Below are 26567 nucleotides of genomic sequence, written 5' to 3'. Positions count from 1 at the left end.
AACCGCGTTAATGTTCCTCGTATTGTATGAAGGAAGGATCTGCGAGATCGGCGAAGCGCGTGAATTCCGCCTGGAACGCGAGCTTCACCGTGCCCGTCGGTCCGTGACGCTGCTTGGCGATGATGACGTCGGCCGTGCCCTTCACCTTGTCGAACAGCGCTTCCCATTCCGGGTATTTGGGATCATGAGGATCGCGCGGCTCCTGGTTCTTGACGTAATATTCCTCGCGGAACACGAAGAGCACGACGTCGGCGTCCTGCTCGATCGAGCCGGATTCACGAAGATCGGAGAGCTGCGGGCGCTTGTCGTCGCGGCTTTCGACCTGACGCGACAGCTGCGACAGCGCGATGATCGGAACGTTGAGCTCCTTGCCGAGCGCCTTGAGGCCGGTGGTGATCTGGGTGATTTCCTGGACGCGGTTGTCGCTTGACTTGCCGGAGCCGGTCATCAGCTGCACGTAGTCGACCACGAGCACGTCGAGGCCGCGCTGGCGCTTGAGGCGGCGCGCCCGCGCTGAAAGCTGGGCGATGGAGATGCCGCCGGTCTGGTCGATATAGAGCGGCACCTTCTGCATCATCATCGAGCAGGCGACGAGCTTTTCGAAATCGGCATCGTTGATGTCGCCGCGACGGATCTTCGAGGAGGAGACTTCCGTCTGCTCGGAGATGATACGGGTGGCGAGCTGTTCGGACGACATTTCGAGCGAGTAGAAGCCGACGACGCCGCCGTTCTTGGCTTTCATGCTGCCGTCCGGCTGCACCTCGCCCTCATAGGCGGCAGCGATGTTATAGGCAATGTTGGTCGCAAGCGAAGTCTTGCCCATGCCGGGGCGTCCGGCGAGGATGATCAAGTCCGAACGCTGCAGGCCGCCCATCTTGGCATCGAGCGAATGGATGCCGGTGGAAATTCCGGAAAGGCCGCCGTCGCGTTCCTTGGCGACGGCCGCCATGTCGATCGCCAGCGCCACGGCGTCGTTGAAGGACTGGAAGCCGCCATCGTAGCGGCCATTTTCGGCGAGCTCGAACAGCCGGCGCTCGGTATCCTCGATCTGCGACTGCGGCGGCATGTCGAGCGGCGCGTCATAGGCGATGTTGACGACGTCTTCGCCGATGGTGATCAGCGCCCGCCGCAGCGCGAGGTCGTAGATCGCCCGGCCGTAATCCTCGGCGTTGATAACGGTGACTGCATTACTGACAAGGCTCGCCAGATATTGCGAAACCGTCATGTCGCCGACTTTCTCGTCGGCCTTCAGGAAGGTCTTGATCGTTACCGGATTGGCGATCTTGCCCATGCGGATGATGTCGCCGGCGACCTCGAAGATCTTCCGGTGCAGCGGTTCGTAGAGGTGGATCGGCTTCAGAAAATCCGACACCCGGTAATAGGCGTCGTTGTTCATCAGGATGGCGCCGAGAAGCGCCTGCTCGGCTTCGATATTGTTGGGTGCTTCGCGGTAATGCTGCTCCGACGGAGCAACGGCTGCAATCTTTCGAGCGGCGTCGTTCATCATCATCCGTTCTGTCTTTTTCCAACTCCGGATTTGCAATTCCGGATGGAGAAAATCAAGGGGCTGCGACAGGAGCGGGGCTCGTCTCACTTAAATCCTGAACGCTGTGCCCATTGTTCGACTTCTCCACAGTCCCGGGCGACACAATTCAGAAATACTGGCAGTGTCACCCGCAGGACACGGTACGGAGCCGACTCAGCTCATCCGTTCCGGAGAAGGATATGTTAGCCCGATGGCATCGGGCACGCAGCAAAAACATCCGGGTATCCCCCGCTAAAAAGGCGACCGACGGCTGCGCGAACCCGGAACGCACGGAAAAGAAAAAGCCCGGCGCGGTGGCCGGGCTCTCCCTCTCGCGGACTGTCCGTCGAGAATTATGCTTCGTCTTCGTCGAGGCCGTCGGCTTCCGGATCGAAGAAATCTTCCGGACGCAGTGCGTCTTCGTCAACACCGTAGATCGCGTCGACCGAGGTGAGTTCTTCGCCCTTGGCCTGACGCTCTGCCTCTTCGGCAGAACGGGCAACGTTCAGCTCGATGTTGATTTCGACTTCGGCATGCAGCTGCAGCTCGACCTTGTGCAGGCCGATCGCCTTGATCGGCGTGTTGAGGTGAACCTGGTTGCGGCCGATGTTGAAGCCTTCCGCGGCGAGAACTTCGATAACGTCGCGGGCAGCGACCGAGCCGTAAAGCTGGCCGGTTTCGCCGGCGGAGCGTACGACGATGAAGGACTTGCCGTCGAGAACGTCGGCGACCTTCTGGGCTTCCGACTTGCGCTCGAGGTTACGGGCTTCGAGCGTCGCGCGCTCGGATTCGAAGCGAGCCTTGTTGGCGGCATTGGCGCGCAGCGCCTTGCCGAGCGGCAGCAGGTAGTTGCGGGCAAAGCCGTCGCGAACCTTTACGGTTTCGCCCATCTGGCCGAGCTTGGAGATGCGTTCGAGAAGGATGACTTCCATTTTCTTGTTCCTTTCTTGTGTCTCAGATTTTCGTGTCGGATTGTTTGGAGGTATCGGCATCTTTCGCCGGGGTGAGCGCGATCGCCTTGCGCGTATCGCTGAGACCCAGGACGAGGATGAGGAGAGCTGGCAGCAGCATGAGCATCGAAGCCAGGTAGCAGAGGATGAGGGCCGGTATGCGCCAGTCCTTTCCACGTGTGCGGAAATGCAGCGAGGCGAAGCCGGAGAGCATGAAACCGGCGCCGAAGGTGCCGATCACGGTCGCGCCGACGAGCGCTGGAACGCCGCCGAAGAAGCAGGCAGCAAGCCCGGCCAGAAAGATGAAGATCGAATTGCGGTTCATGCGCAGCGACGAAGGAATATCCTCGCGCGGCCGAAGGCCCCGGCCGGATGCGGCGACGATGCGCACGGCGAAATAATAGGCGGCAAACAGCATGCTGACCCACATGCCGCCCTGCACGGCCGGCAGCATCAGCAGGATAAGCGATTTGGTCTGCGCGGTTGCCGCCGGATCGGGCATGAATTCCGGCTGCTGCTGTTTGACCGAGGTGATCAGCAGATCGACGATCGGGTCGGTGATATCAGGCCCATAGCCGATCATCACGCCGATGACGATGACGGCAAGCGTCACCAGTCCGCACAGATGCAGCAGGATATCGGAGAGCGGATACCAGGCAAGCAGATGGTCGGGGCCGCCGAGTTCGGAGGCGGGACGCGCGAGATTGGCGAGATGGCTCAGCCAGCCGGCCGGCAGCAGCGTCACCAGCGTCATGATGAGCGCGAAAGACGGGGAGATGAGGACCGCACCAAGCGCCGCTCCCATGACGACGGCCGAAATCGCGGCGGCATTGCCCCAGCCAAGCCCGACGATCAGGATCGGCAGCGCCGAGGCCGTGTAGAGCAGCGCGCTGAAAAACGACGGCTGCATGCTCGCGCCCAACACCAGCAGGGCGGCGGTCAATCCGGCGAGTGCGCCGATCAGCAGCGTTTTAAGATCCGGTCGTTTCAAGGTCGCTGTCCTGCTTCATCAAGCAGTTAGAGGCTGTTGCTGAATCGAATTCAGAAACGTCTCAACATGGGTTTTAAGAATTCCGATCCGCGCCCATCGCGAAAGGGAGAAGGGAAGGCACGAATGCCTTCCCTTAAATGTCATCACATCGGCCGATCAGGCGACGACGTAAGGCAGCAGGCCGAGGAAACGCGCGCGCTTGATCGCCTGGGCGAGTTCGCGCTGCTTCTTCTGGGAAACGGCCGTGATGCGGGACGGAACGATCTTGCCGCGCTCGGAAATGTAGCGCTGCAGCAGACGTACGTCCTTGTAGTCGATCCGCGGTGCGTTTGCGCCGGAGAACGGGCAGGTCTTGCGGCGGCGATGGAACGGACGACGGACCGGTGCGGAGGAAGCTTCAGACATTCTTATATCTCCTTATGCACGGTCTTCGCGGGGAGCGCGGTCCGGACGCGGGCCACGCTGGAAATCGCCGTCGCGGCGCGGCGGACGGTCGCCGAATTCGCGACGCGGGCCACGATCGCCACCTTCGCGCGGGCCGCGATCGTCGCGGTCGCGCTTCTGCAGCATGGCAGACGGGCCTTCTTCGTGCTTTTCGACGGCGATGGTCATGTAGCGAAGAACGTCTTCGCTGATGCGCATCTGACGTTCCATTTCCTGGATCGCTGCTGCCGGTGCATCGATGTCCATCAGGGCGTAGTGTGCCTTGCGGTTCTTCTTGATGCGATAGGTGAGGGACTTGAGGCCCCAGTTTTCGATGCGCCCGACCTTGCCGCCGTTAGCTTCGATCACACCCTTGTACTGTTCTACGAGGGCATCGACCTGCTGAGCGGAAATATCCTGCCGGGCAAGGAATACATGTTCATAAAGAGCCATGACAGCTTTGCCTTTCTTGCGTTTGGTTCAACCCGATATTCGGCGGCTAAGCCTCAACGACTGCTCCTGATTGGGCGGGCCCAGGCAAGAAAAGCGTTTCCGAGACGGTCGAGAGCGGAGACACGGGAGGCTGGAACGCTTCCGTTCCGAACGATTTCCAAGCGGAAACCGGCCCTCCGTTCAGCCACCAGCCAGAAGACCGGGTTAACGAACAGCGCGGCTTATACGGATTTTTGCGCGAAACGCAAGGGACAGTCAGCATTGTTCTCGCGGCGAGTTCAACAAAGGTAGTCCTGCTTTGCGTAAACCGTCGACGAAATGGTCGTAGTGGTTGGTGGCGACATAGGGTGTCAGAAACTTCCAGTAGTGTTCGAGGTCCGTCGGTGCGTGTGCTAGAATTTCCGGTATTAGCCGCCGCGCTTCGTCGTGGCGATCGAGCTGTCCTAGACTCGCGAGGAGCACGAGTCGGTTGAAATAAGCACGGCGGAGCGACAGTCCGCGTTCGGAATAGTGAGTAGCCTCCTCGTAGTTGCCGAGATGGTAATGGGACAACGCTAGTCGGTCGAAAAAGAGATAGGTAAAGGGGTCATGCGGACTAAGCCGCAGGGCCATGTGCAGCGGGTCGCAGGCTTCGGCGAAATGGCCGGCGAAAATGCGAGCCCATCCGAGCGCCATGTGCGCGAGTGCAAAATTGGGGTTGAGATCGATCGCCTGCTGGGACGCCTCGACCGCGGCTGGAGCGTTATGAGCCGCAAAATGGCCGAGGCACATAACATAATGAGAGTAGGGATCGCGCGGGTCGAGCGCCACAGCACGTTCTGCCTCGAGGCGAAGTTCAGTACTGTCCCTGTCGACGTCGTCGCTGAAGCCGCGGAGACAGCGGGCGTAGAGCGAGCGGGCCAACATCATGTGGGCGCGCGCAAAGCTGGGATCGAGTTCGATGGCTCGCCGATGCCAGATGATGGCCTCGCTGAAATGCTCGGCCGTATCCTGTGCGTTATGCAGCCAGGTGCCGCGCATGTGGCTCTCGTAGGCATCGAGGTTGTCCGTGGTTCGCAGCAACGCACGGCGGCTTTCGCCGATAAGGATTTCAGGCTCGATGGCACCGACGACGTTTTGGGTAAGTTCGTCCTGAATGGCGAAGATATCGGCGATTTCACGGTCGTAGCGTTGTGCCCAGAGGTGCACGCCGCTTTCCGCCTCGATCAGCTGGCCTGTGACGCGAATACGCATCCCGACCCTGCGCACGCTGCCTTCTACGATATAGCGCACGCCGAGATCGCGCCCGATTTGCTTCACATCAACCGCGCGCCCCTTAAACACAAAGGACGAGTTCTGAGCGATGACGAAAAACCAGCGATAAAGCGAGAGCGCCGTGATGATGTCTTCGGTCAAGCCATCGGCGAAGAACTCCTGCTCCGGGTCATCGGACATGTTGACGAAGGGTAATACGGCGATCGAGGGTTTGTCAGGCAGTCTGAGTGGTCCGCCGAGCACCCCCGCTTCAACAGGGTCCTCGCGGCTCCAGTCAACCCGATGCACGGGCACCGGGCGGGGAATGTTTTTCAGTGTGCGATCGCCCATCGACACGAGCGGAAAGTCCAGCTTGCCCTCGATCTGCTCCCGCAAAGCACCGGAAACACAGATACCTGAAGGCAGCGCCACTTCTTGAAGGCGGGCGGCGACGTTCACGCCGTCGCCAAGCAAGTTATCTCCGGAGACGACGACATCGCCGAGGTTGAGCCCAAGGCGGAACTCCATGCGTCGATCCACAGGCAGGTCCGCATTTCGGCGATGGAGGGCGCGCTGGATCGCGACGGCTGCACGGACGCCTTGCACTGCGCTGTGGAATTCGGCGACCATGCTATCTCCGGCGCTGCCGAAAATCCGCCCGCCATGCTCGCGCACCAGATCACCGATGGTGGCGCCATAGACACTGAGTGTCGCAAGGGCGTCTTCCTCGTTGGCTGCAACAAGGCGACTGTAACCGGCAACGTCGCCGGCAAGTATCACTGCGAGCTTTCGTTCCACGGGGTGAGCGCTCCTGCGGCGCTGCCGGCACTATATAAATCTAGCTGAAATGCCGAGAACGGAGAAGCGAAATCGCCTCCGGAGCGTGACCTCGTCGTTGCAGTGCGTGGTGCGAGGGCCAGGCGATGTACGCTCCGCCGGGAGCGGATCCGACCACGAATGGCCGCATCGATTGTGGGATGTCCGTTTGCCTCACATCGGCATCGGGTACTGGCGGTGAACCTTTTCGATTTCAGCCAAAACCTCGATCGACAGCTTGAGATTGACGGAACTCAGGTCAGTATCGAGCTGCTCCATCGACGTCGCGCCGATGATGACCGACGTCATGAAGGGCCTTGATCGGCAGAAGGCAAGCGCCATGGCTGTCGGATTGAGGCCGTACCGGGCTGCGAGCGCCACATAGGCCTTGGTCGCCGGCTCCTGCAGCGGCTGCAACCGGCCGCCGATATCGGGGTTGATCGACGCGCGCGAACCCTTCGGTCTCAGACCATCGACATATTTGCCGGTCAGGATACCGCCGGCGAGCGGCGAATAGGCAAGCAGCCCGACATCCTCGTGATGCGAGAGTTCGGCGAGATCGAGGTCGAAATGGCGGTAGAGCAGATTGTACTCGTTCTGTACGCTGGCGACGCGCGGCAGACCCTTCTGTTCTGAGAGCGTCAGATATTTCTGGATGCCCCAGGTGGTTTCGTTCGAAAGGCCGATCGCGCGAATCTTGCCTTCCTTCACCAGCGCGCCCAGTGTTTCCAGGATCTCGACCATATTGGCGACAGCCTTGTCTCGATCTTGGGTGAAGGGATTGTAGCTCCAGTTCTGACGGAAGTGGAAATGGCCGCGGTTCGGCCAGTGGATCTGGTAGAGGTCGACGTAATCCGTCCTCAGCCGTTTCAGGCTGGCCTCGAGCGCCTGGCGGATGTTCTTTGCATCCGCGCCTTCGCCGCCGCGTAGATAATCGCGGCCGCGGCCGGCGACCTTGGTCGCAAGCACGATATTTCGACGCTTGCCCGATTTGCTGAACCAGCTGCCGATATAGTCTTCGGTCCAGCCCTGTGTTTCGGGCGAAACCGGTGTGGTTGGGTAGAGTTCGGCGGTATCGAAGAAATTCACGCCCTTCTCGACGGCGTAGTCCATCTGCGCATGAGCGTCGGCTTCGCTGTTCTGCGAGCCCCAGGTCATGGTGCCGAGGCAGATTTCTGAGACGGAAATGTCGGTTCGGCCTAGGGAATTGTACTTCATGGAAAAACCTTGGGAGAGAGAGGGAAGCCTTGGAAGGGTCTGGGCAAATCTAGGCCGGATTTGACGGAGCGCAAGAGCAAAATCCGGGCTTTTGCGCGGGCGCGAAAGGCTTTGCGGAGAATGGCGCGCCACTTGACTCTGCCGGAAAGAATGTCAATTGGAGGCAAAACAGCCTTGAGGGGCACAGTCAGGGACATGAACATGACCATCGCTTTCACTTTTCCCGGCCAGGGCAGCCAGGCCGTCGGCATGGGCAAGGATCTCGCCGAGAATTTCGCCGAAGCCCGCGCCGTTTTCGAAGAGGTTGACGAGGCACTTGGTGAAAAGCTTTCCGATGTCATGTTCAACGGGCCTGAGGACACGTTGACCTTGACGGCGAACGCCCAGCCGGCGCTGATGGCGGTATCGATCGCCGTCGTCCGTGTTCTGCAGGCCAGGGGGCTGGATCTGAAGTCCAATGTTGCCTACGTCGCCGGCCACTCGCTCGGCGAATATTCGGCACTCTGCGCCGCCGGCACTTTTTCGCTCGCCGATACGGCGCGGCTGCTGCGTATTCGCGGCAATGCCATGCAGGCGGCCGTCCCCGTCGGCGTCGGCGCCATGGCCGCGATCATCGGCCTCGAACATGCCGATGTCGTTGCCGCCTGCGAGGAGGCGGCCGCCATCGGCGCCTGCCAGATCGCCAACGACAATGGCGGCGGCCAGATCGTCATCTCGGGCGAGAAGGCAGCTGTCGAAAAGGCCGCCGGGCTTGCGACCGACAAGGGCGCCAAGCGCGCCATCCTGCTGCCGGTCTCCGCTCCCTTCCATTCCAAGCTGATGGCGCCTGCGGCCGAGGCCATGCGCGCGGCGCTGGTAACGGTCGCCAAGTCCGATCCGGTCGTGCCGCTGATCGCCAATGTCCGCGCCGCGCCGGTGACCGGCGCCGACGAGATCGCCAGCCTCCTGGTCGAGCAGGTGACCGGCCAGGTCCGCTGGCGCGAGACGGTGGAATGGTTCGCCGCAAACGGCGTCACGACGCTTTACGAGCTCGGTTCCGGCAAAGTGCTGACCGGCCTTGCCCGCCGCATCGACAAGACAATCAACGGCGTCTCGGTCAATGGTCCCTCGGATATCGACACGACCGTCGCCGCCCTCATGGCCTGATTGATATCTCCAGATATAAGGAACCTTTCCATGTTCGATCTTTCCGGCCGCAAGGCTCTCGTCACCGGCGCATCGGGCGGTATCGGCGAGGAAATCGCTCGCCTTCTTCATAAGCAGGGCGCCATCGTCGGTCTGCACGGCACCCGTGTCGAGAAGCTGGAAGCGCTGGCGGCCGAGCTCGGCGAGCGCGTGAAGATCTTCCCGGCCAACTTGTCGGACCGTGACGAGGTGAAGGCGCTCGGCCAGAAGGCCGAGGCCGAGCTCGAAGGTGTCGATATCCTCGTCAACAATGCCGGCATCACGAAGGACGGCCTGTTCGTGCGCATGAGCGACGAGGACTGGGATGCGGTTATCGAGATCAATCTGACGGCGACCTTCCGCCTGACGCGCGAGTTGACGCATCCGATGATGCGCCGCCGCTATGGCCGTATCATCAACATCACCTCCGTCGTCGGCGTCACCGGCAATCCGGGCCAGGCCAATTACTGCGCCTCCAAGGCTGGCATGATCGGTTTCACCAAGTCCTTGGCGCAGGAAATTGCCACCCGTAACGTGACGGTCAACTGCGTCGCGCCCGGCTTCATCGAAAGCGCCATGACCGGCAAGCTGAACGACAAGCAGAAGGAAGCGATTATGGGGGCGATCCCGATGAAGCGCATGGGCACCGGCGGCGAGGTCGCTTCGGCTGTTGCCTACCTTGCATCCTCCGAAGCCGCCTACATGACAGGCCAGACGCTGCACGTAAACGGCGGCATGGCGATGATCTGAAACGACAAACTGTTGGCACGGGGATATTTCCCGCAATAGCATGTTGAGCAATCACGAAGCGTTGATTTTCTGGCTTTGCGGCAGGCTTAAACCATGTTAAGCGGGCCAATGACTGTGAACAGTCGTCCCGAGAAAGCAGACGGACCGGCGGGCTTTTCGCAAGCCTGGGACATCTCTGAAGCCGGGTGAACGAGTTTGCCGAGGATGTCTGAAAACATCGCAGGCTGAAACAGGGTAGGGATGCCGCAACGGCATTCCGATCAGGACATAAGGTCGAGGAAACCGACATGAGCGATATCGCAGAACGCGTAAAGAAAATTGTTATTGATCATCTTGGCGTTGATGCCGACAAGGTCGTCGAGAGCGCCAGCTTTATCGACGATCTGGGCGCTGACTCGCTCGACACGGTCGAACTTGTCATGGCATTCGAAGAAGAATTCGGCGTCGAAATTCCTGACGACGCTGCCGACTCGATCCTGACGGTCGGCGATGCAGTGAAGTTTATTGAGAAGGCCCAGGCCTGATCCTATATATTTGAGAAAGGGCGGGCCTGGAGTCCGCCCTTTTCTTTTCGGCATATTTCTCCATAGAACATAAGAGACGGGGGAAAGCACGCGATGAGACGTGTCGTCATCACCGGTACCGGCATGGTATCACCCTTGGGATGCGGAACTGAGGTGGCGTGGTCGCGGCTGCTTGCCGGCCAGAACGGCGCTCGTCTGGTAACCGAATTCGAAGTCGACGACCTTCCCGCCAAGATCGCCTGCCGTATCCCGATCGGTGACGGTACCGACGGCACCTTCAGTGCCGATCAGTGGATGGAGCCGAAGGAGCAGCGCAAAGTCGATCCCTTCATCATCTTCGGCATGGCCGCCGCCGATATGGCGCTCGCCGATGCCGGCTGGCATCCCGAAACCGATGAGGATCAGATTGCCACCGGCGTGTTGATCGGCTCCGGCATCGGCGGCATCGAAGGCATCGTCGAGGCGGGTTACACCTTGCGTGACAAGGGCCCGCGCCGCATCTCCCCCTTCTTCATTCCCGGCCGCCTGATCAACCTCGTTTCCGGCCAGGTTTCAATCCGCCACAAGCTGCGCGGACCCAATCATTCGGTCGTCACCGCCTGCTCGACGGGCGCGCATGCGATCGGCGATGCCGCGCGGCTGATCGCGCTTGGTGACGCCGACGTCATGGTCGCCGGCGGCACGGAATCTCCCGTCAGCCGCATTTCGCTGGCGGGATTTGCCGCCTGCAAGGCGCTGTCGACCCAGCACAATGACGAGCCGCAGAAGGCTTCGCGCCCCTATGACCGCGATCGCGACGGCTTCGTCATGGGCGAGGGCGCCGGCATCGTCGTGCTCGAAGAGCTGGAGCATGCCACAGCCCGCGGCGCCAAGATCTACGCCGAGATCGTCGGCTACGGCCTATCGGGTGACGCCTATCACATTACCGCGCCTTCCGAAGACGGCGAGGGTGCCGGCCGCTGCATGGCGATGGCGCTGAAGCGCGCCGGGCTGACGCCGGCCGACATCGATTACATCAACGCCCACGGTACTTCGACCATGGCCGACACGATCGAGCTCGGCGCGGTCGAGCGCCTGGTCGGCAACGCGGCGTCGAAGATCTCCATGTCCTCGACCAAGTCGGCGACGGGACACCTTCTCGGTGCTGCCGGCGCGATCGAGGCGATCTTCGCGACACTTGCCATCCGTGACAATATCGCGCCGCCGACGCTCAATCTCGACAATCCCGAACGCGAAACGGCGATCGATCTTGTTCCGCACAAGGCGCGTGAGCGAGAAATCAATGTGGCGCTGTCCAACTCGTTCGGATTCGGTGGCACAAATGCATCGCTCGTGCTGCGCCGATACGCACAATAAGGGTACCGTCGTAGCAGGCCGGGTGAAAGCACAACGACCGGCAGCGGCTTCGTTGAACGGCGGCAGAACCTGCTTTTGCCGCATTGCTTCGCGAAATAGCGGAATGAGGGCTGAGTTATAGAGGATTGCCGGTGAGCGATACGACGAACCAGAGCAACGACACCCAGGCGCAGAAGGGACCGATCATCCCGAAGTCGCCGAGCGAAGCCCTGCGTCCGGAACGTGTTCCGGAGCCGCCGAAACGCTCCAGGAACGCCCGCAGCCAGATCGTTCTTTTCCTGAACTTCATCATGACAATGACGGTGCTGGTCTGCGTCCTCGCCGTCATCGGCTTCTACTACGCGACCTCGACCTATCAGAGCCCGGGCCCGCTGCAGACCAACACCAATTTCATCGTCCGCAACGGTGCGGGTCTGGCGGAAATCGCCACGAACCTCGAGCGCAACGCGATCATCTCCGACGCCCGTATTTTCCGATATCTGACGGCGACTCATCTTTCCGCCGGCGAGAGCCTGAAGGCCGGCGAATATGAGATCAAGGCGAGAGCCTCCATGAGCGATATCATGGAGCTGCTGAAATCGGGCAAGTCCATCCTCTATTCGGTGTCCTTTCCGGAAGGCCTGACGGTCCGCCAGATGTTCGACCGCATGCTGCAGGATCCGGTCCTGGAGGGCGACCTGCCGGCCGCGTTGCCGGCAGAAGGCAGCCTGCGTCCGGACACCTACAAATTCTCGCGCGGCACCAAGCGCTCGGAAATCATCGAGCAAATGGCGGCTGCGCAGCAGAAGCTCGTCGATCAGATCTGGGATAAGCGCGACGCCTCGCTGCCGCTGCGATCCAAAGAGGAATTCGTGACCCTCGCTTCGATCGTCGAAAAGGAGACCGGTATTCCAGACGAACGTGCCCATGTCGCCTCCGTTTTCCTGAACCGGCTTGGCAAGGGCATGCGTCTGCAGTCGGATCCGACGATCATCTATGGGCTGTTCGGTGGGCAGGGAAAACCAGCCGACCGGCCGATCTACCAGTCGGACCTGAAGCGGGACACGCCTTACAATACCTATGTCATCAAGGGCCTGCCGCCGACGCCGATCGCCAATCCCGGCAAGGATGCGCTGGAAGCCGTTGCCAACCCTTGGAAGACCCAGGATCTCTATTTCGTCGCCGACGGCACCGGCGGCCACGTCTTTGCCGCGACGCTCGAGGAGCACAATGCCAACGTCAAGCGCTGGCGCAAGCTCGAGGCCGACAAGGGTTCGGATCCGAACATCGCCGTCGACGGCCAGCCGGAAGAGCAGCCGGGCGACAACGGCGCGACTGTCGTGCCGCCGAAGAAAAAGAAGATCAATTGACAGTTTTCGGGAGGCTCGGATGGCTTTGCAGTCCATGACCGGTTTTGCGCGGCGCGAGGGATCGAGCGGCCGCTGGCGCTGGGCATGGGAGCTGCGCTCGGTGAATGGCAAGGGTTTCGACCTGCGCCTGCGCCTGCCGCCCGGCCTCGAACGCATGGAGGCGGAGGTCCGCCGCCTTGCCGGCGAAACCTTCAGCCGCGGCAACCTGCAGGCATCCCTATCGGTCACTGCCGACGAGAACCGTTTCGAGGCGGTGCTGAACAAAGAGGCGCTCGCTGCCGTGCTTGCCATGCGCGAGCAACTGGTTGACGTGATCGATCCTGCGCCGTTGAAGCTCGATACGCTGCTTCTCGTGCGCGGCATCGTGGAGTTCCGTGAAGGCGAGGATGGCGAGGAGGCGCTTGCCGCCCGTGACGCAGAAATTATTGCCGGCCTGCTCGCCGCGCTTGCCGATCTCAAGGCAATGCGCGCACAGGAAGGGGCGGCGCTCTCCCGCATCCTTCTCGATCACGTCGCGACGATCGAGGGTCTGACCCGGACGATCGAGATGGATTCCTCACGTTCGCCGGCTGAGATCGCGGCTAGGCTTGCGGCACAGGTCGCCTTGCTGATGGACGGCATGGCCGCCCTCGACCGTGACCGGCTGCACGCCGAGGCCGCTTTATTGGCGACGAAGGCGGATCTGCGCGAAGAAATCGATCGCCTGAAGGCACATATCGCCGCCGCGCGCGATCTCCTGGAGAAAGGCGGGCCTGCCGGGCGCCGGCTGGACTTCCTTGCACAGGAATTTAACCGAGAATCGAATACCATCTGCTCCAAGTCGAATGCCTCGGCGGTCACTGCCGCCGGCATCGAACTGAAAGTCGTGATCGACCAGTTCCGCGAGCAGGTCCAGAATTTGGAGTAGGACATGAAACCGGCGAAATCCTCGCCCGTACAGATCGCCCGTCGCGGTCTGATGCTTGTAATTTCGTCGCCATCCGGCGCCGGCAAGTCCACAATTGCGCGCACGCTTCTGGAGACCGACAAGCATATCGGCCTCTCCGTCAGCGTCACCACGCGCCAACGCCGCCCGAGCGAGGTCGAAGGCGTGCATTACCATTTCAAAAGCGTGCGCGAGTTCGAGCGTTTGCGCGATAGCGACGCACTGCTCGAATGGGCCGAAGTGCATGGCAATTTCTACGGTACGCCGCGCGAGCCGGTCGAGCAGGCCATGGCCGAAGGTCGCGATATGCTCTTCGATATCGATTGGCAGGGCGCCCAGCAGTTACAGGAGAAGATGTCGGCCGACGTCGTCTCGATCTTCGTGCTGCCGCCGACCATGACGGAGCTCCAGTCGCGACTGCATCGCCGTGCCGAGGATTCCGAGGCGGTCATTCAGACGCGTCTGGCCAACAGCCGCGCCGAGATTGCCCACTGGCGCGAATATGATTATGTCATCGTCAATGACGATCTCAACACCGCCTTCGACGCCGTCCAGTCGATCGTCAAGGCCGAACGCCTGCGCCGTGACCGCCGCCACGGCATGTTCGATTTCGTCCGCGAATTGCTGGAAGAGACGCCGTCGCTCTAGCGAGCCGATTGCGCGAGTTCGTGTCCTGATGCGGCGCTCGCCGGTGACAGCCAGGTCGACACTGGAATTCGCTGACATCAGGTTTGAGACAGCATCGCGCCAGGTCACCTACCACGGCATTGAAATGGCGCGCTCGCTACCTCGGAAAATTCGCTGGGCGCGCCTGCCCCCTCAGAAGGGATAGTGCTGGGCAGAATCCTCCACCGTGATCCAGCGTAGGTCGGTGAATTCGGCAATCGCTGCCTTGCCGCCGAAGCGGCCGTAGCCGCTGCCCTTGACGCCGCCGAAGGGCATTTGCGCTTCATCGTGCAGCGTCGGGCCGTTGATGTGGCAGATACCGGATTCGATGCGGGCTGCAACCGCCATCGCCCGCTGGATGTTGCGGCTGAAGACGGCGGATGACAGGCCGTATTCTGTGTCGTTGGCGATGCGGATTGCTTCCTCCTCGCCGGCGACGCGAATGATCGGCTTGACCGGGCCGAAGGATTCCTCCGCATAGACGCGCATGTCGGGGGTGACGTGATCGAGCAGCGTCGCCTCGACCACGGTGCCGGAGCGCTTGCCGCCGGCCACGAGTTTTGCGCCCTTGGCGGTGGCATCGGTGATCAGCTCCTCCATTTTCCTGGCGACGTCGAGGCTGATCAGTGAACCGAGAACGACATGGCCGCGCGGGTCGCCGGCCGGCAGCTGGCTGGCGCGGGCGACCAGTTTGGCGACGAACTGATCGGCGATCGCCGTGTCGACGATGATCCGCTCGGTCGACATGCAGATCTGGCCCTGATGCATGAAGGCGCCGAAGATCGCGGCATTGACGGCGCCGTCGATATCGGCGTCGTCGAGAATGACCAGCGGCGCCTTGCCGCCGAGCTCGAGCAAGGCGGGCTTGAGATATTTGCCGCAGGTCTCGGCAATGATCCTGCCGACCTTGGTCGAGCCGGTGAAGTTGACGCGCCTGACGGCCGGATGGGCGATCAGTGCGTTGACGATCTCAGGCGCATCCTCCGGCGCATTGGTCAGAACATTGATGACGCCGGCCGGCAGGCCGGCTTCGGTCAGCGCCGTGGCGATCAGCCGGTGCGTGCCCGGGCATTGTTCGGATGCCTTGAGGATGACGGTGTTGCCGCAGGCGATCGGCATGGCGATGGCGCGGGTGGCGAGGATGACGGGCGCATTCCACGGCGCGATTGCGAGGCACACGCCGGCCGCCTGGCGAACGCCCATGGAAAGCGATCCGGGTTTGTCGGACGGGATGATTTCGCCTGAAATTTGCGTCGTCATCGCGCCCGCCTCGCGCAGAATGTTGGCGGCGAGCATGACGTTGAAGCCGGCCCAGGGCGCGGTGGCGCCGGTTTCCTCGATCATCAGCCGGGTAAATTCGGCCGCTTTCGAATCCATGATGTCGGCGGCCTTCATCAGGATGGCGCGGCGCTGGCCGGGCCCGGTCTTCGACCAGGCGCCGAAGGCGGCGGAAGCGGCGTCGACGGCCGCAGCGACATCCTCGAGGCTCGCGGCGGCCGCGCGGCTCGCAAGCTTTTCGGTGAAGGGGTCGATCCGGTCATAGGTCCGGCCGCTGGTGGCGGCCCGGTCGGCGCCGTTTATGAGCAGGGAAATATTCATCGTGTGTCTCCTTGAGAAAGAACTAGAAGCCGAGAACCTCGGCATTGATCGATGCTTCGAGGCCGCCGTCGGCGGCAAGATTGGCGCCATTGATCCAGCGTCCGCCATCCGAGCAGAGGAAGAGCACGGCGGGCGCGATATCGGCTGATGTGCCGGCGCGGCCGACGCGGGTGATGTCGCTGTCGACCCTGGCGTCGCCGAGCACGGCGCGGAACTGCTTGAGGATCGGCGTTTCCACCGGCCCGGGGCTCACCGCATTGACGCGGATGCCGCGGTTCTTGAACAGGGGCTGGTGGGCGGCGCGCATGGTCCAGAGCAGCAGCAGCTCCTTGGAGAGCGGATAACCCTGCTCGTCCTTGAGGCCATGTTCGGCGGCAACGGCCGCCACATCTGGAAAGCCTTCGATCGAGGTCAGCGATTTGGCCCGCTCGAGATTGGCGCGCCAGCCGTAACCGGCGATCGAGGCGACGTTGACGATGGCGCCGCCTTCGCGCAGGCGGGGTGCCACGGCTTCCGACAGGGCGCGCAGCCCGTAGAAATTGACGGCGAGCGTCGAGACGACGCCGGTATTGCCGGAAAGGCCGGCGACATTGGCGAGCGCATCGAGACGCGACGGCAGCTGCGCGACAATCTCGGCAACGCCCGATGGCGTGGAGAGATCGCCTTTGATGAAGGCGGCACTTGCATTTGCCGGTTCGCGCACGTCGACGCCGATGACCTCGGCGCCCATCTGGCCGGCCAGTTCCGCCGTCCGGGCGCCGATGCCGGAGGCGACGCCGGTCACCAGGATTGTTTTACCAAAAAGCATGGATTTCACCTTTCGCAAGAAAACGGGAAGCAGGTAGGTTCATTCTTCCCATTTGATTTTCGTCGGCCCGGGCAGTTTCAGCCGGTAGCCGACGGGCAGAAGCTGGAAATCGAAGCGGCGCTCGACTTCGCCCCAAAGGCCGCGCGGCAGATAGAGCGAGAAGATCAGCGCGGTGGCGCCAAGCCCGATCAGATACCAGACGCCGGCGCTGCCGAAGAAAGTCTCGATGACGAAGAACAGGATGGCGCCGAGGATCGCGCCCTCGAACCTGCCGATCCCGCCGACCAGCACCATGAAGATCATGTAGGCCGTCCACTGGACGCTGAAATAGGTTTTCGGCTGGAAGGTCGTGGCGGTCGCCAGCCACAAGCCGCCGGCGATGGCGATGCCGAAGGCGGCGAGTACGAAGAGCAGCCGCTTGGTGGCGGTCACCCGCACGCCGACCGAGGCCGCCGCCTCCTCATTGTCGCGGGTCGCCTGCATCGCCGCACCCGCGCGGCTGCGCATCAGCATGAAGAGCGCGCCGAGCAAGGCAGCCATGGACGTGAGGGCAAGCCAATAGATCGCCGCCCGCCGCGTGCCGCTGTCATAGACGTTGAGCGAAATCAGCGAGGTTCCCGTTTCCCCCTGGATCAGCCGGTCGAGATTGACGAGCAGATGCGCGAGTTCGGCCACGACCCACATGCCGATCGCAAACTCGCCGCCCTTCAGCCGCAGCATGAACAGCGAAAGCGGGATCGACAGCGCGCCGATCACGATCGCCGCGGCAAAGACCGAGACGAAGGGATCGAGCCCCGCATCGGCGAGCCGAATGGTGAAATAGGCGCCGAGGCCGAAAAACACCTGCTGGCCGACCGAGACCAGCCCGCCGAAACCGGCAAGCGCATTCCACATGGCGGCCAGGATCACATAGATGAACAGGGCGGTCATCCGGTCGATCGCACCGGCACCAAGCACGGCGGGGGCGAGGATCAGCAGCGCAAACACCGCGGCCATGGAGCCAAGCGCCACCCGCGACGAGGTCGTCCAGCGCTCGATCGATATTCCGTTGGCGACGAATGTCATGTCGGGCTCCGATGGCGTGCGCGAGGGTTGAGGAGGGCGCGGGGTTTCAGAAGCGCTGCGATCTTGTCGAGAACCAGCGGGCGGGAGCGGGACAGCCGGATGAAAAGCACCAGCAGGAACACGGCATGGCCGCCGATCAGGAAGCCCTGGGGATGCAATTGCGCGCCGAGCGATTGGGCAAGGCCGAGGACGATGCCGCCGGCAAGCGTGCCCCAGAGCGATCCCGCTCCGCCGATGACCGCGGCCTCGAAGGCAAAGAGCAGCTGCGGGCCGCCGGCATAGGGACTGAAGGTCGCCCGCATGCCGAGAAAGGCGCCGGCGATGCCGATCGTGACCATGGTAATGGCGGTGGCGACCGCATTCACCCTGCGCGCATCGATGCCGACGAGCCCTGCCGTATCGGGATCTTCGGCGGTGGCGCGAATGGCGCGGCCGAGCGCAAAGCGGCCGAGGAAGAACTGCAGCCCGCCGAGAATGAGGATCGCCGTAACCATCATCATCACGGCAAGCTCGCCGACGAAGATGTGGCCGGGCAGCTGCCAGGATGCGTAGGAGAGATTACCGATGAAGGGCGCGAGCGAGCGTGTGTCGGCGCCGAACTGTTCGAACAGCAGATTGTCGATGACGATCGACAGGCCGAAGGTCGTGAGAATCGGCAGCAGCGCGCCGCCGCGGGCGCTGCGTTCGAGGATGAAGCGCTGCAGCAGCCAACCGATCACCGCCATGACGGGCAGCACGATCAGCAGGCCGGCAAAAGGCGGGATGCCGGCTTTGGCGGCGAGCAGCCACAGCCCGTAGGCGGCGGCGACCGCCAGGCTGCCATGGGCGAGATTGATGATCCGCATGACGGAGAACATGAAGGACAGGCCGCAGGCGATGACGGCGTAATAACCGCCGAGCAGGAGGCCCTGGATCAGGGTGTTGATCATGATGCGCTCCTTTCGCCGGCTGTCCGGTGCAGTCCGAAATAGGCCTTGGTGACTTCGTCGCGGGTGACGGCGGCTGCCGGCCTGTCGAGCACGATGCGGCCTTCCAGCATGCAGATGACCCGGCCGGCGACCCTCATGGCGCGGCCAAGATCCTGCTCGACCAGCACGATCGTTGTTCCCGAAGTCAGGAGCGCCTGCAGCTGGGTATAGACGCGGTCGACGACGAGAGGCGAAAGCCCTAGCGAGACCTCGTCCAAGAGAAGAATATCGGGATTGCTCATCAGCGCCCGGCCGATGGCGGTCGCCTGCTGCTCCCCGCCGGAGAGGTGCCCGGTCTTGGCGTGCCGGCGGGGTTTCAGGTTCGGAAAAGCGTCGAGCACACGGTCGATGTTCCACTCGCCCTTGCGCCCGCAGCTCTTGCCGAGAAGCAGGTTCTCTTCGACGGTCATCTGCGCAAACAGGCGCCGGCCTTCCGGGACCAGGGCGATGCCCTTGGCGATCCGCTTGTGGGAGGGGACTGCAGCCAGGTCTTCATCGCCGAGAAGAACGCGGCCGGCGGCGGGCAGGTGGGCGCCGGCGATCGATCTCAGCAGCGTCGTCTTGCCGGCGCCATTGGCGCCGACCAGCGCCAGCACCTCGCCCTTGGCCAGGTCGAAACTGACCCCGCGCACCGCCTGCAGCAGGCCGTGGCGGACGTCGAGATTGTCGATGGAAAGCAGGCTCATGCGGGCGCCCCTCCAAGATAGGCCTTGACCACTTCCGCATCGCTCATGACAGTCTTCGGTTCGCCGTCGGCGATGATCCGGCCGGCATCCATGCAGATCAGCCGTTCCGCCACCTGCAGCAGGATATGGACGATATGCTCGATCCAGACGATGCCGATGCCGCGGCGGCGCAATTCCAGGATGGTTTCGACGAGTTCGCTCGCCTCGCCATCGGTCAGGCCGCCGCCGATCTCGTCGAGCAACAGCAGCCTCGGCTGCGTGGCGAGCGCACGGGCAAGCTCCAGGCGTTTGCGGTCGAGCAGGCCGAGCGTGTCGGCGGAACGGTTAGCCACGCCGAGCATGCCGCAGAGCGACAGCGAATCCACCACACGCTCATAGGCCTCGTCCCGGCTTGCCGCATTGCCGTGCGAGGCGGCGACGAAGACATTTTCGAAGGTGGTCATGCCGCCAAAGGGCTTGGGAATCTGATGCGTCCGCACGAGCCCGGAACGGCAGCGCTCCGCCGCCGTCCGGTTGGTGACGTCGGCGCCGTCGAAGACGACGGTTCCCGCACTCGGCGGGGAGGCGCCGGCGAGCACGCTGAGCAACGTCGTCTTGCCCGCGCCGTTCGGCCCGACGATGCCGACCGCCTCGCCGTCGCCCATGGAGAAATCCAGGTTCTCCAGCACGACAAGCGCGCCGAACCGCTTGTGGATCCCCTTGGCCGAGAGAAAAGCTTCCCCCGGCCGTCTTTGCGCTTCTTGCCTCTGCACTGCTGTTATCCGTTGTAGGCGGTCAGCTTGGCGCCGACCGGGACATTGGGATCGGTGGCGTTTTCGGTGACGACGTAGTCGAGCGCGAATTTCGAGCCCTCCGGCGCCTTCACCCACTGCGTACCGATGATCGGCCCGGGAGAAACATTGGCGACGGGACCGCTAGTGAAGTCGACCTTGCCGGCGATCGTCGTGGTTTTCAGCGTGGCGAGCGCCTTGGCGACCGCCTCCTTGCTCTTGACGTCGGTGCTCGCCTTCAGCGCATCGAAGCCGGCATCGAGCAGCGCCAGGCTGGCGCCGAGCTGCTGCGTCCACTGCTTGCCGCTGGCCGTTTCATAGCCGTCGGCAAGTTTGGTTCCGGAGACGCCGGTCAGCGTCGATTTGTAAGGGAAGGCCTTGTGCCAGTAGGCGGCGCTGCCGATGTTGAGGCCGAGATCGCCGAGCGCCTCGATGTCGGATGGAAAGAGGCCGGTTTTCGCGACCTGGCAGATCTTGATCTGCTGGGTCAGGCCCTGCTGTGCCGCCTGACGCCAGAAGGCGGCGAAATCGGGCGGGATCGGAAAGGAGTTGAAGATCTCCACACCCTCCTGCCGGAAGAGAGCGATCTGCGCCGAAAAATCGGTGGTTCCGGTTTCATAGGCGCCTGGGTCGACAATGGTGAAGCCCGCCTTGGCAAGTGCCGGAGCCAGATGGGCGCGGATCGCATTGCCGTCGGCATCGTTCGGATACATGACGCCGACCTTCTTGTTGGTCTCGATCAGGCTCCACTGCGAGACATAGGCCTTGTGGAACTCTTCGACGCCGAAGCCGAAATGATAGGTCCATTTGAAGGGCGAGGGCGCGCCGGGCTTGGCGCCGCGGCCAAAATACCAGGCTTCCCAGGGCATGACCGTGGAAAGGCAGGGAATGCCTGCCGCCTCGCAGGCATCGGCCACCGGATTGATGGTTTCGGGCGTCGAGACGGCGAGCATCAGGTCGATCGCCTCATTGTTGATCAGGTCTTTCGCCAGTTGCCCGGCGCGGGAGGGATCTGACTGGGTGTCCTGGTCGAGTATCTCCACCTTCCAGGTCTTGCCGCCCGCCTGCAGGCCGTTCGCCAGCGCCTTGCGCGCCAGTTCCAGCACATAGCCGTCGGTCTCGCCGAAGCCGCCGAGAGGGCCGGTGCGCGGGCTGATGAAGCCGACCTTCAGCGTACCGCCTTGGGCAAAAGCCGTGCGGCCGGAAAGCGCCAGCGCCGCACCGCCTGCGGCAGCCGATGCGATGAAAGAGCGGCGGGTGAGAGTTGCCGCGTTGAGTTTGCCGTTGCGGAAAATGCCGTTCATGAAATCGTTCCTCCTCCTGATGCGGGCCTCCCAGCCCGTTCCCTATGTTCATCCCGATCTGAAGTCAGATCGGGTAGTGTCGTTTTCCCGATGCCATGGTGATCCATCTGAGCTCGGTGAATTCATCGATTGCGGCCTTGCCGCCGAAGCGGCCGTAGCCGCTTGATTTGACGCCCCCGAACGGCATTTGCGGCTCGTCGGAAACCGTGGCCTCGTTGATGTGGCAGATGCCGGATTCAAGCCGCATGGCAACAGCCATCGCCGCATTGATGTCGGCGCTGAAAACCGCCGCCGAGAGCCCGTATTCATTGTCGTTGGCAACCGTCACCGCCTCGTCGACGCTGCCGACCCGGACGATCGCCGCGACCGGCCCAAAACTTTCCTCGCGGTAGATGCGCATGGCAGGCGTCACGTGATCGATGACGGTCGCATCCATCAGCGTGCCGTTGGGCCGGCCGCCGCAGACGAGCGCCGCGCCCTTCTGCAGGGCATCCTCGACGAGCGACTTCACGCGGCGCGCCGCTTCGGCGTTGATCAGCGTGCCGAGCGGCGTATTGCCGTCCCCGGGATGGCCCGCGACGAGGGTCTCGGCCTTCGCCCGGAATTTGCCGACGAAATTATCGGCGATCTCGTCCATCAGGATGATCCGCTCTGTGGACATGCAGATCTGGCCCTGGTTCATGAAGGCGCCGAAGGCGGCGGCACCCACTGCCTCGTCGATATCGGCGTCGGCAAGAACGATGAATGGTGCCTTGCCGCCGAGTTCGAGCAGGCAGCGCTTCAGATGCCGTGCCGCGCTTTCCGCGATGATCCTGCCGACACGGGTGGAGCCGGTGAAGTTGATGCGGCGCACAGCCGGATGGGCGATCAGGGCATCAACGACGGCGGCGGCATCGCTCGGCGCATTGGAGACGACGTTGACGACGCCGCGGGGAAAGCCGGCGTCGCGGAGGATGTCGCCGATCAGGCCGTGGGTCTTCGGGCAGAGTTCGGAGGCTTTCAGGATGACGGTGTTGCCACAGGCAAGCGGCATGGCGACGGCGCGGGTGCCGAGAATAATGGGCGCGTTCCAGGGCGCGATGCCGACGCAGACGCCGGCCGGCTGGCGCACCGCCATGGCAAGGTTTCCGGGAATGCCCGATGGAATGAGTTCACCCGAAATTTGCGTGGTCATCGCCGCCGCCTCGCGGAAAATATCGGCGCCGAGCCGGCAATTGATCGCCGCCCATTGCCTCGTGGCGCCGGTTTCGCCGGTCATGGCGGCAATCAGTTCCGGCGAACGGGCATCGAGAAGTTCGGCGGCGGCGTTGAGCAGCCTGCGCCGTTCGCCCGGGCCGGTCTGCGACCAATCGGGAAAGGCGGCAGCGGCGGCATTGGCAGCCCGCCTCATGTCGGCGACGGATCCTGCCGAAGCGATCGTCGCGACGTCGCCGGTCAGCGGATCGATGCGTTCGAAGGTGGCCCCCTCGGACGCATCCATCGCCTCGTTGTTGATCATCAGCTTTGCCGAAAACACGGTTTCACCCATTCGTCACATGCTGGCGCCAAGTGCTGACGCCTGCATTATTGCCACGGGAAAAGACGAGCGGACGCGACGGCCTAGAGGCCGCTTAAGCGTTCGTGCGTCTGATGAAATGCCTCCTCCCAAAGGCTGATGACGAGAAGGTTACGCCGATCGATGGCGGATGGAATGCGATTTATTGGGTTAATATTGTCATTATCTGGCGATTGCGGCACTATTTGACAGAAGCGGAGGAGCGGCTTTGGCCACGGACGGAGGCATTCATCACTATGCCAGGGGCGAGTGGCACGCGCCGTCGCTGTCGCATCGGCGCATCCGTCTGCAAAAAGGGCTCTATGCCGATTTCCATCATTTCCTGCTTCTCGGCGAAGGCGCCGCCGAGCTTCATTTCGAGAGCGGCGAAGATCGGCCGCTGCACGGGCCGCTGCTTGCCTTCCTACCGCCGCAGGCACGCTGCGATCTGTCGATTGCTGCCGGGAGTGCCGCCCATCTCATCGGCGCCTCGGCGCAGATCATGGTCGACGCGATCGGCGACAAGGTGGAATCCTACTCGCTGCGCCTCCTCATCGAGCAGCGCAAGCTGGTCGAGGCACGGGATCCCTTGCTGGTGGCCGAAATCGGTCCATTGATTTCGGGCTTCGTGCGGGAACTCGGCGATCCCTCCCGGGCCTCCTGGATGGTGGTCTCGGCCTATCTCAGGCTGATCCTGATGACGCTGTGGCGCGGCAGCGACGGCGAAAGAAGTGAGCCGCGTGGGCAGGGCGAAACTGGATCGATCCTGCAGCGCTATCGCCAGCTGGTCGAGGCCGGTTTCCGCCAGCACCGGCCGATCAGCGACTATGCCGCGGAATTGGGCGTCACCGCCGACCGGCTGCATTCGATCTGTCAAAGGACGCTCGGCCGCTCGCCGATCCAGCTTCTGCACGAGCGCGTGGTGCAGGAGGCAAAGCTGAGATTGGAGCGCTCGGCCCGCAACATCCAGGAAATCTCCGACAGCCTCGGCTTCCGCGACCCGACCTATTTCAGCCATTTCTTCAAGCGCAGGACCGGCCTTTCCCCTGCGGGCTACAGAGAGATCGCCCGCGCTTCCGCCGGCTCGGAAAACAGTATGCTCTCCTCGGGTTATGCGGACTGGCCTTAGGTCTGCGCGCATTGCTTCGCCGGAGTTGCCAAGGCTCCTGTTCTGCTCTGGCAAGCCGGCAAAGGGCGGAAGCGGGTTTCAGTCGCGCTTATATATCCGCTTCAGCGCAGCCAGCAGAGCATCCATTTCATCTTGCGAAAACCGGTCGATGAAACGCTGTTCGTGCGCATCGATCAGCTTGCGCGCCCGCGCGAGCATGGCGTGACCGGCCATCGTCAGATGCAGTTCCTGGCGGCGCCGGTCCGTAGCTGAAGGGCGGCGCTCGATGAGGTCGCGGCCTGCGAGCCGGTTGACGAGGGCCATCATGGTCGCGCGGTCGGTGCCGAGCGTATTGGCAAGGTCGATCTGCGATGCACCGGCATTGACTGCAAGCAGTTCCATCACCGCGAGCTGTTTTTGCGTCAGCCCCAGCTCCTCCATGGTTTCAGCGAAGTCGCGGTAGATCGCGACGTGCGCCATACGCAGATGAAAACCGAGGAGATTGCCAAGCCGGCCGACGTCGAGTGACGGGGTCGCCGGAACATCCTCGCTCTCAAAATCATCCTGCGGTGGTTTTCCGGCCATTATTCATTCTCGCCCAGTCAAGGCGCCATAACCATCAAAATCAGCAGGTTAGTCAATATCCGCCCCGAAGATTTCCCAGAGCTTGTCGGAGTGGATGGATTTGCGGCGAGCAGCCTCTTGCATCCTCCTAAAAAAATATTAGTATGTGTTACATACAAATTTGTCGGCCGCGGAGGAGCGGCTGGCACGGGAGGAAAAATGGCGCATTGCCTTTCCGGAAAGTCTTCGTCCGTCGATTGCGGACTGGTGGCGGATGATCCCATCCTTTACCGCGCCCGTGTCGCGCCGGATCGACAGGCCCTGTTCGAGATCGCGACCGGCCGGGAGCTTACCTATGCCGAGCTCGATATGCGGATCGCCCGATGCGCCGGTTTCCTCGATGATATGCTCGGAGCGCGCCGGGACGGGGCGCGGATCGCCATGCTGGCGCGCAACTCGATCGATTCGATCGTGCTGGCTTTTGCCTGCCAGCGCGTCGGCGCCGTTTATGTGCCGCTCAACTGGCGTCTCGGCGCCGCCGAACTGCTGCCGATCCTTGCCGATTGCGCGCCGGCGCTCCTGGTCTGCGACGAGGAGTTTTCGGCTGTTGCGGCGACCCTTGCCGATACCGATCCTGACATGGCGGTGATCTCGACGGCAGATGGCCCAGCCGGGCTTGCGGGCCGCATCGAGGCGAGCGCCTCCGCCGATCCGGTGTCCGGAGATGCCGATCGGGCGTGCGTCCTTCTCTACACCTCGGGCACGACAGGGCGGCCGAAGGGCGTCGTCATTACCGGCCGCAATGCTTTCTTTGCCGCCATCAATTTTTCCTTCGTCGGAGAGATCGGGCCGGCATCGGTCGCTTTGTGCGATCTGCCGTTCTTCCACACGATCGGGCTCATTGCCGTGGCTCGAACCACATTGATGCTGGGTGGTACGCTCGTCATCTGCGACCGCTTCACTCCGGCGCGTACGCTGGCCGTCTTGCGTGAGCGTGCCGTCACCCATTATTTCGCCGTGCCGCAGATCGCCCTCGCTCTGCGCAACGATCCCGCCTATAGCGCCGCGGCTCTCTCTGGCCTGCAGGCGCTCTTCGTCGGCGGCGCGCCGCTGACGCAGGCGCTGATCGAAAGCTATCTCGATGACGGCGTTGTACTGGTCAACGGTTACGGCATGAGCGAGGCCGGAACGGTGCTGCATGTGCCGATCGACCGGCGCGCGGTGCAGGACAATCTTGGCAGCGTCGGTCTTCCCGCACCATTGGTCGACATCCGCATTGTCGGCGAGGGTGGCCACGACGTTGGCCGCGGCGAGATCGGCGAACTCTGGCTGCGTGGACCGGCGGTGACGCCGGGCTACTGGAACAAGCCTGCGGAAACCGCCGACGCCTTCACCGATGGCTGGTACCGTACCGGCGATCTCGGCCGGTGCGAAGCAAACGGCTTCTATCGCATCGTCGACCGGCTGAAGGATATGTATATCAGCGGCGGTGAGAATGTCTATCCGGCCGAAGTCGAGGCCGTACTCGCAAGCCATCCCGATATCCTCGACGTCGCGGTCGTCGGCTTTCCCGACAACAGGTGGGGAGAATGCGGCGTTGCCTATGTCGTGCTGCGGCCGGGTGCCGTGGTGACGGGCGAGGCGATTGCCGGCCATTGCGCGGCGAAGCTCGCCGCCTTCAAGCGCCCGGCGCACATCCTCTTCGTCGAAGCCGTTCCCCGCACCGCCTCCGGCAAGGTGCAGAAACATGTTCTGCGCCAGCTTCATGCCGACGAAACCCGTCAACGACAGGCCTGATGAAACGGCCCTCGGCAATCA

General features: G+C 62.7%; 25 protein-coding genes. 9 read left to right on the top strand and 16 right to left on the bottom strand.

The window, feature by feature from the left end; genetic code table 11:
• Positions 1-7: 7 nt before the first annotated feature.
• From HJB91_RS21485 to HJB91_RS21455, 7 genes are all read right to left on the bottom strand, one after another.
• Positions 8-1504 (bottom strand): replicative DNA helicase, encoded by a 1497-nt coding sequence (locus HJB91_RS21485; RefSeq protein WP_011424771.1) that lies wholly within the window; start codon positions 1502-1504, stop codon positions 8-10.
• Positions 1505-1878: 374 nt separating this feature from the next.
• Positions 1879-2457 carry a 50S ribosomal protein L9 gene (rplI, locus tag HJB91_RS21480; RefSeq protein ID WP_210628441.1) on the bottom strand — a complete coding sequence of 193 codons (579 nt, stop codon included), beginning with the start codon at positions 2455-2457 and terminating at the stop codon, positions 1879-1881.
• A gap of 22 nt (positions 2458-2479) precedes the next feature.
• Complete coding sequence (locus tag HJB91_RS21475) at positions 2480-3466, bottom strand: DUF2232 domain-containing protein (RefSeq protein WP_210628440.1); 987 nt, start codon at positions 3464-3466, stop codon at positions 2480-2482.
• Positions 3467-3622: 156 nt separating this feature from the next.
• Positions 3623-3871, bottom strand: a complete 249-nt coding sequence (rpsR, locus tag HJB91_RS21470; protein WP_004680498.1) for a 30S ribosomal protein S18 — start codon at positions 3869-3871, stop codon at positions 3623-3625.
• A 12-nt stretch (positions 3872-3883) separates the two neighbouring features.
• The gene (gene rpsF, locus HJB91_RS21465; protein ID WP_004680499.1) at positions 3884-4342 is read right to left on the bottom strand and encodes a 30S ribosomal protein S6; all 459 of its coding nucleotides are present in this window, start codon (positions 4340-4342) and stop codon (positions 3884-3886) included.
• Between the two features lie 255 nt (positions 4343-4597).
• Complete coding sequence (locus HJB91_RS21460; protein ID WP_221123407.1) at positions 4598-6373, bottom strand: adenylate/guanylate cyclase domain-containing protein; 1776 nt, start codon at positions 6371-6373, stop codon at positions 4598-4600.
• 192 nt (positions 6374-6565) lie between these two features.
• On the bottom strand, positions 6566-7609 hold the full coding sequence (locus HJB91_RS21455) for an aldo/keto reductase (RefSeq protein ID WP_221147314.1): 1044 nt from the start codon (positions 7607-7609) through the stop codon (positions 6566-6568).
• Between the two features lie 201 nt (positions 7610-7810).
• On the opposite strand from HJB91_RS21455, the gene fabD reads away from it, so the two are divergent.
• The 7 genes from fabD (at position 7811) to gmk (ending at position 14325) form a co-directional block, all read left to right on the top strand.
• On the top strand, positions 7811-8755 hold the full coding sequence (gene fabD, locus HJB91_RS21450; RefSeq protein ID WP_210628437.1) for an ACP S-malonyltransferase: 945 nt from the start codon (positions 7811-7813) through the stop codon (positions 8753-8755).
• Between the two features lie 30 nt (positions 8756-8785).
• Positions 8786-9523, top strand: coding sequence for a 3-oxoacyl-[acyl-carrier-protein] reductase (gene fabG, locus HJB91_RS21445; RefSeq protein WP_210628436.1), 738 nt, complete (start codon positions 8786-8788; stop codon positions 9521-9523).
• A gap of 287 nt (positions 9524-9810) precedes the next feature.
• Positions 9811-10047, top strand: a complete 237-nt coding sequence (locus HJB91_RS21440; RefSeq protein WP_003547058.1) for an acyl carrier protein — start codon at positions 9811-9813, stop codon at positions 10045-10047.
• 93 nt (positions 10048-10140) lie between these two features.
• Complete coding sequence (gene fabF / locus HJB91_RS21435) at positions 10141-11403, top strand: beta-ketoacyl-ACP synthase II (RefSeq protein ID WP_210628435.1); 1263 nt, start codon at positions 10141-10143, stop codon at positions 11401-11403.
• Positions 11404-11534: 131 nt separating this feature from the next.
• Positions 11535-12752, top strand: coding sequence for an endolytic transglycosylase MltG (mltG, locus tag HJB91_RS21430; protein WP_210628434.1), 1218 nt, complete (start codon positions 11535-11537; stop codon positions 12750-12752).
• A gap of 19 nt (positions 12753-12771) precedes the next feature.
• Entirely contained in the window at positions 12772-13659 is an 888-nt protein-coding gene (locus tag HJB91_RS21425) for a YicC/YloC family endoribonuclease (RefSeq protein WP_221155861.1), read from the top strand.
• Between the two features lie 3 nt (positions 13660-13662).
• Complete coding sequence (gmk, locus tag HJB91_RS21420; RefSeq protein ID WP_210628432.1) at positions 13663-14325, top strand: guanylate kinase; 663 nt, start codon at positions 13663-13665, stop codon at positions 14323-14325.
• Positions 14326-14496: 171 nt separating this feature from the next.
• Here the strand turns inward: gmk and HJB91_RS21415 are convergent, their stop codons facing one another.
• From HJB91_RS21415 to HJB91_RS21380, 8 genes are all read right to left on the bottom strand, one after another.
• A complete protein-coding gene (locus tag HJB91_RS21415; protein WP_210628431.1) occupies positions 14497-15942 on the bottom strand; it encodes an aldehyde dehydrogenase in 1446 nt (481 codons plus the stop codon).
• 22 nt (positions 15943-15964) lie between these two features.
• Positions 15965-16750: a coniferyl-alcohol dehydrogenase gene (locus HJB91_RS21410; protein ID WP_210628430.1), complete on the bottom strand. Its 786-nt coding sequence runs from the start codon at positions 16748-16750 to the stop codon at positions 15965-15967.
• Between the two features lie 39 nt (positions 16751-16789).
• Entirely contained in the window at positions 16790-17815 is a 1026-nt protein-coding gene (locus HJB91_RS21405) for a branched-chain amino acid ABC transporter permease (RefSeq protein WP_210628429.1), read from the bottom strand.
• Positions 17812-18744: a branched-chain amino acid ABC transporter permease gene (locus HJB91_RS21400; protein ID WP_210628428.1), complete on the bottom strand. Its 933-nt coding sequence runs from the start codon at positions 18742-18744 to the stop codon at positions 17812-17814. The genes HJB91_RS21405 and HJB91_RS21400 overlap by 4 nt, the downstream gene beginning before the upstream one ends.
• Positions 18741-19469, bottom strand: coding sequence for an ABC transporter ATP-binding protein (locus tag HJB91_RS21395; RefSeq protein WP_210628427.1), 729 nt, complete (start codon positions 19467-19469; stop codon positions 18741-18743). Before HJB91_RS21395 ends, HJB91_RS21400 begins: the two co-directional genes overlap by 4 nt.
• Positions 19466-20221 (bottom strand): ABC transporter ATP-binding protein, encoded by a 756-nt coding sequence (locus tag HJB91_RS21390; protein WP_210628426.1) that lies wholly within the window; start codon positions 20219-20221, stop codon positions 19466-19468. Before HJB91_RS21390 ends, HJB91_RS21395 begins: the two co-directional genes overlap by 4 nt.
• A gap of 5 nt (positions 20222-20226) precedes the next feature.
• Positions 20227-21543 (bottom strand): ABC transporter substrate-binding protein, encoded by a 1317-nt coding sequence (locus HJB91_RS21385; protein WP_210628425.1) that lies wholly within the window; start codon positions 21541-21543, stop codon positions 20227-20229.
• Between the two features lie 64 nt (positions 21544-21607).
• Entirely contained in the window at positions 21608-23071 is a 1464-nt protein-coding gene (locus HJB91_RS21380; protein ID WP_221155860.1) for an aldehyde dehydrogenase, read from the bottom strand.
• A gap of 235 nt (positions 23072-23306) precedes the next feature.
• Between HJB91_RS21380 and HJB91_RS21375 the strand changes: the two genes are divergently transcribed.
• Positions 23307-24206, top strand: a complete 900-nt coding sequence (locus HJB91_RS21375; protein WP_221147309.1) for an AraC family transcriptional regulator — start codon at positions 23307-23309, stop codon at positions 24204-24206.
• A 78-nt stretch (positions 24207-24284) separates the two neighbouring features.
• Here the strand turns inward: HJB91_RS21375 and HJB91_RS21370 are convergent, their stop codons facing one another.
• Positions 24285-24770: a MarR family winged helix-turn-helix transcriptional regulator gene (locus tag HJB91_RS21370; protein WP_210628422.1), complete on the bottom strand. Its 486-nt coding sequence runs from the start codon at positions 24768-24770 to the stop codon at positions 24285-24287.
• 198 nt (positions 24771-24968) lie between these two features.
• Here HJB91_RS21370 and HJB91_RS21365 point away from each other — a divergent pair, with 198 nt between their 5' ends.
• Positions 24969-26546, top strand: a complete 1578-nt coding sequence (locus HJB91_RS21365; protein WP_221155859.1) for an AMP-binding protein — start codon at positions 24969-24971, stop codon at positions 26544-26546.
• The last annotated feature ends 21 nt before the right edge of the window (positions 26547-26567 follow it).

Origin of the sequence: Rhizobium sp. NLR10b (assembly GCF_019685435.1) — a bacterium.
Taxonomy (GTDB): domain Bacteria; phylum Pseudomonadota; class Alphaproteobacteria; order Rhizobiales; family Rhizobiaceae; genus Rhizobium.
The sequence above is the reverse complement of the archived record's forward strand: the minus strand, read 5'-3'. Positions and strand labels throughout refer to the sequence as shown.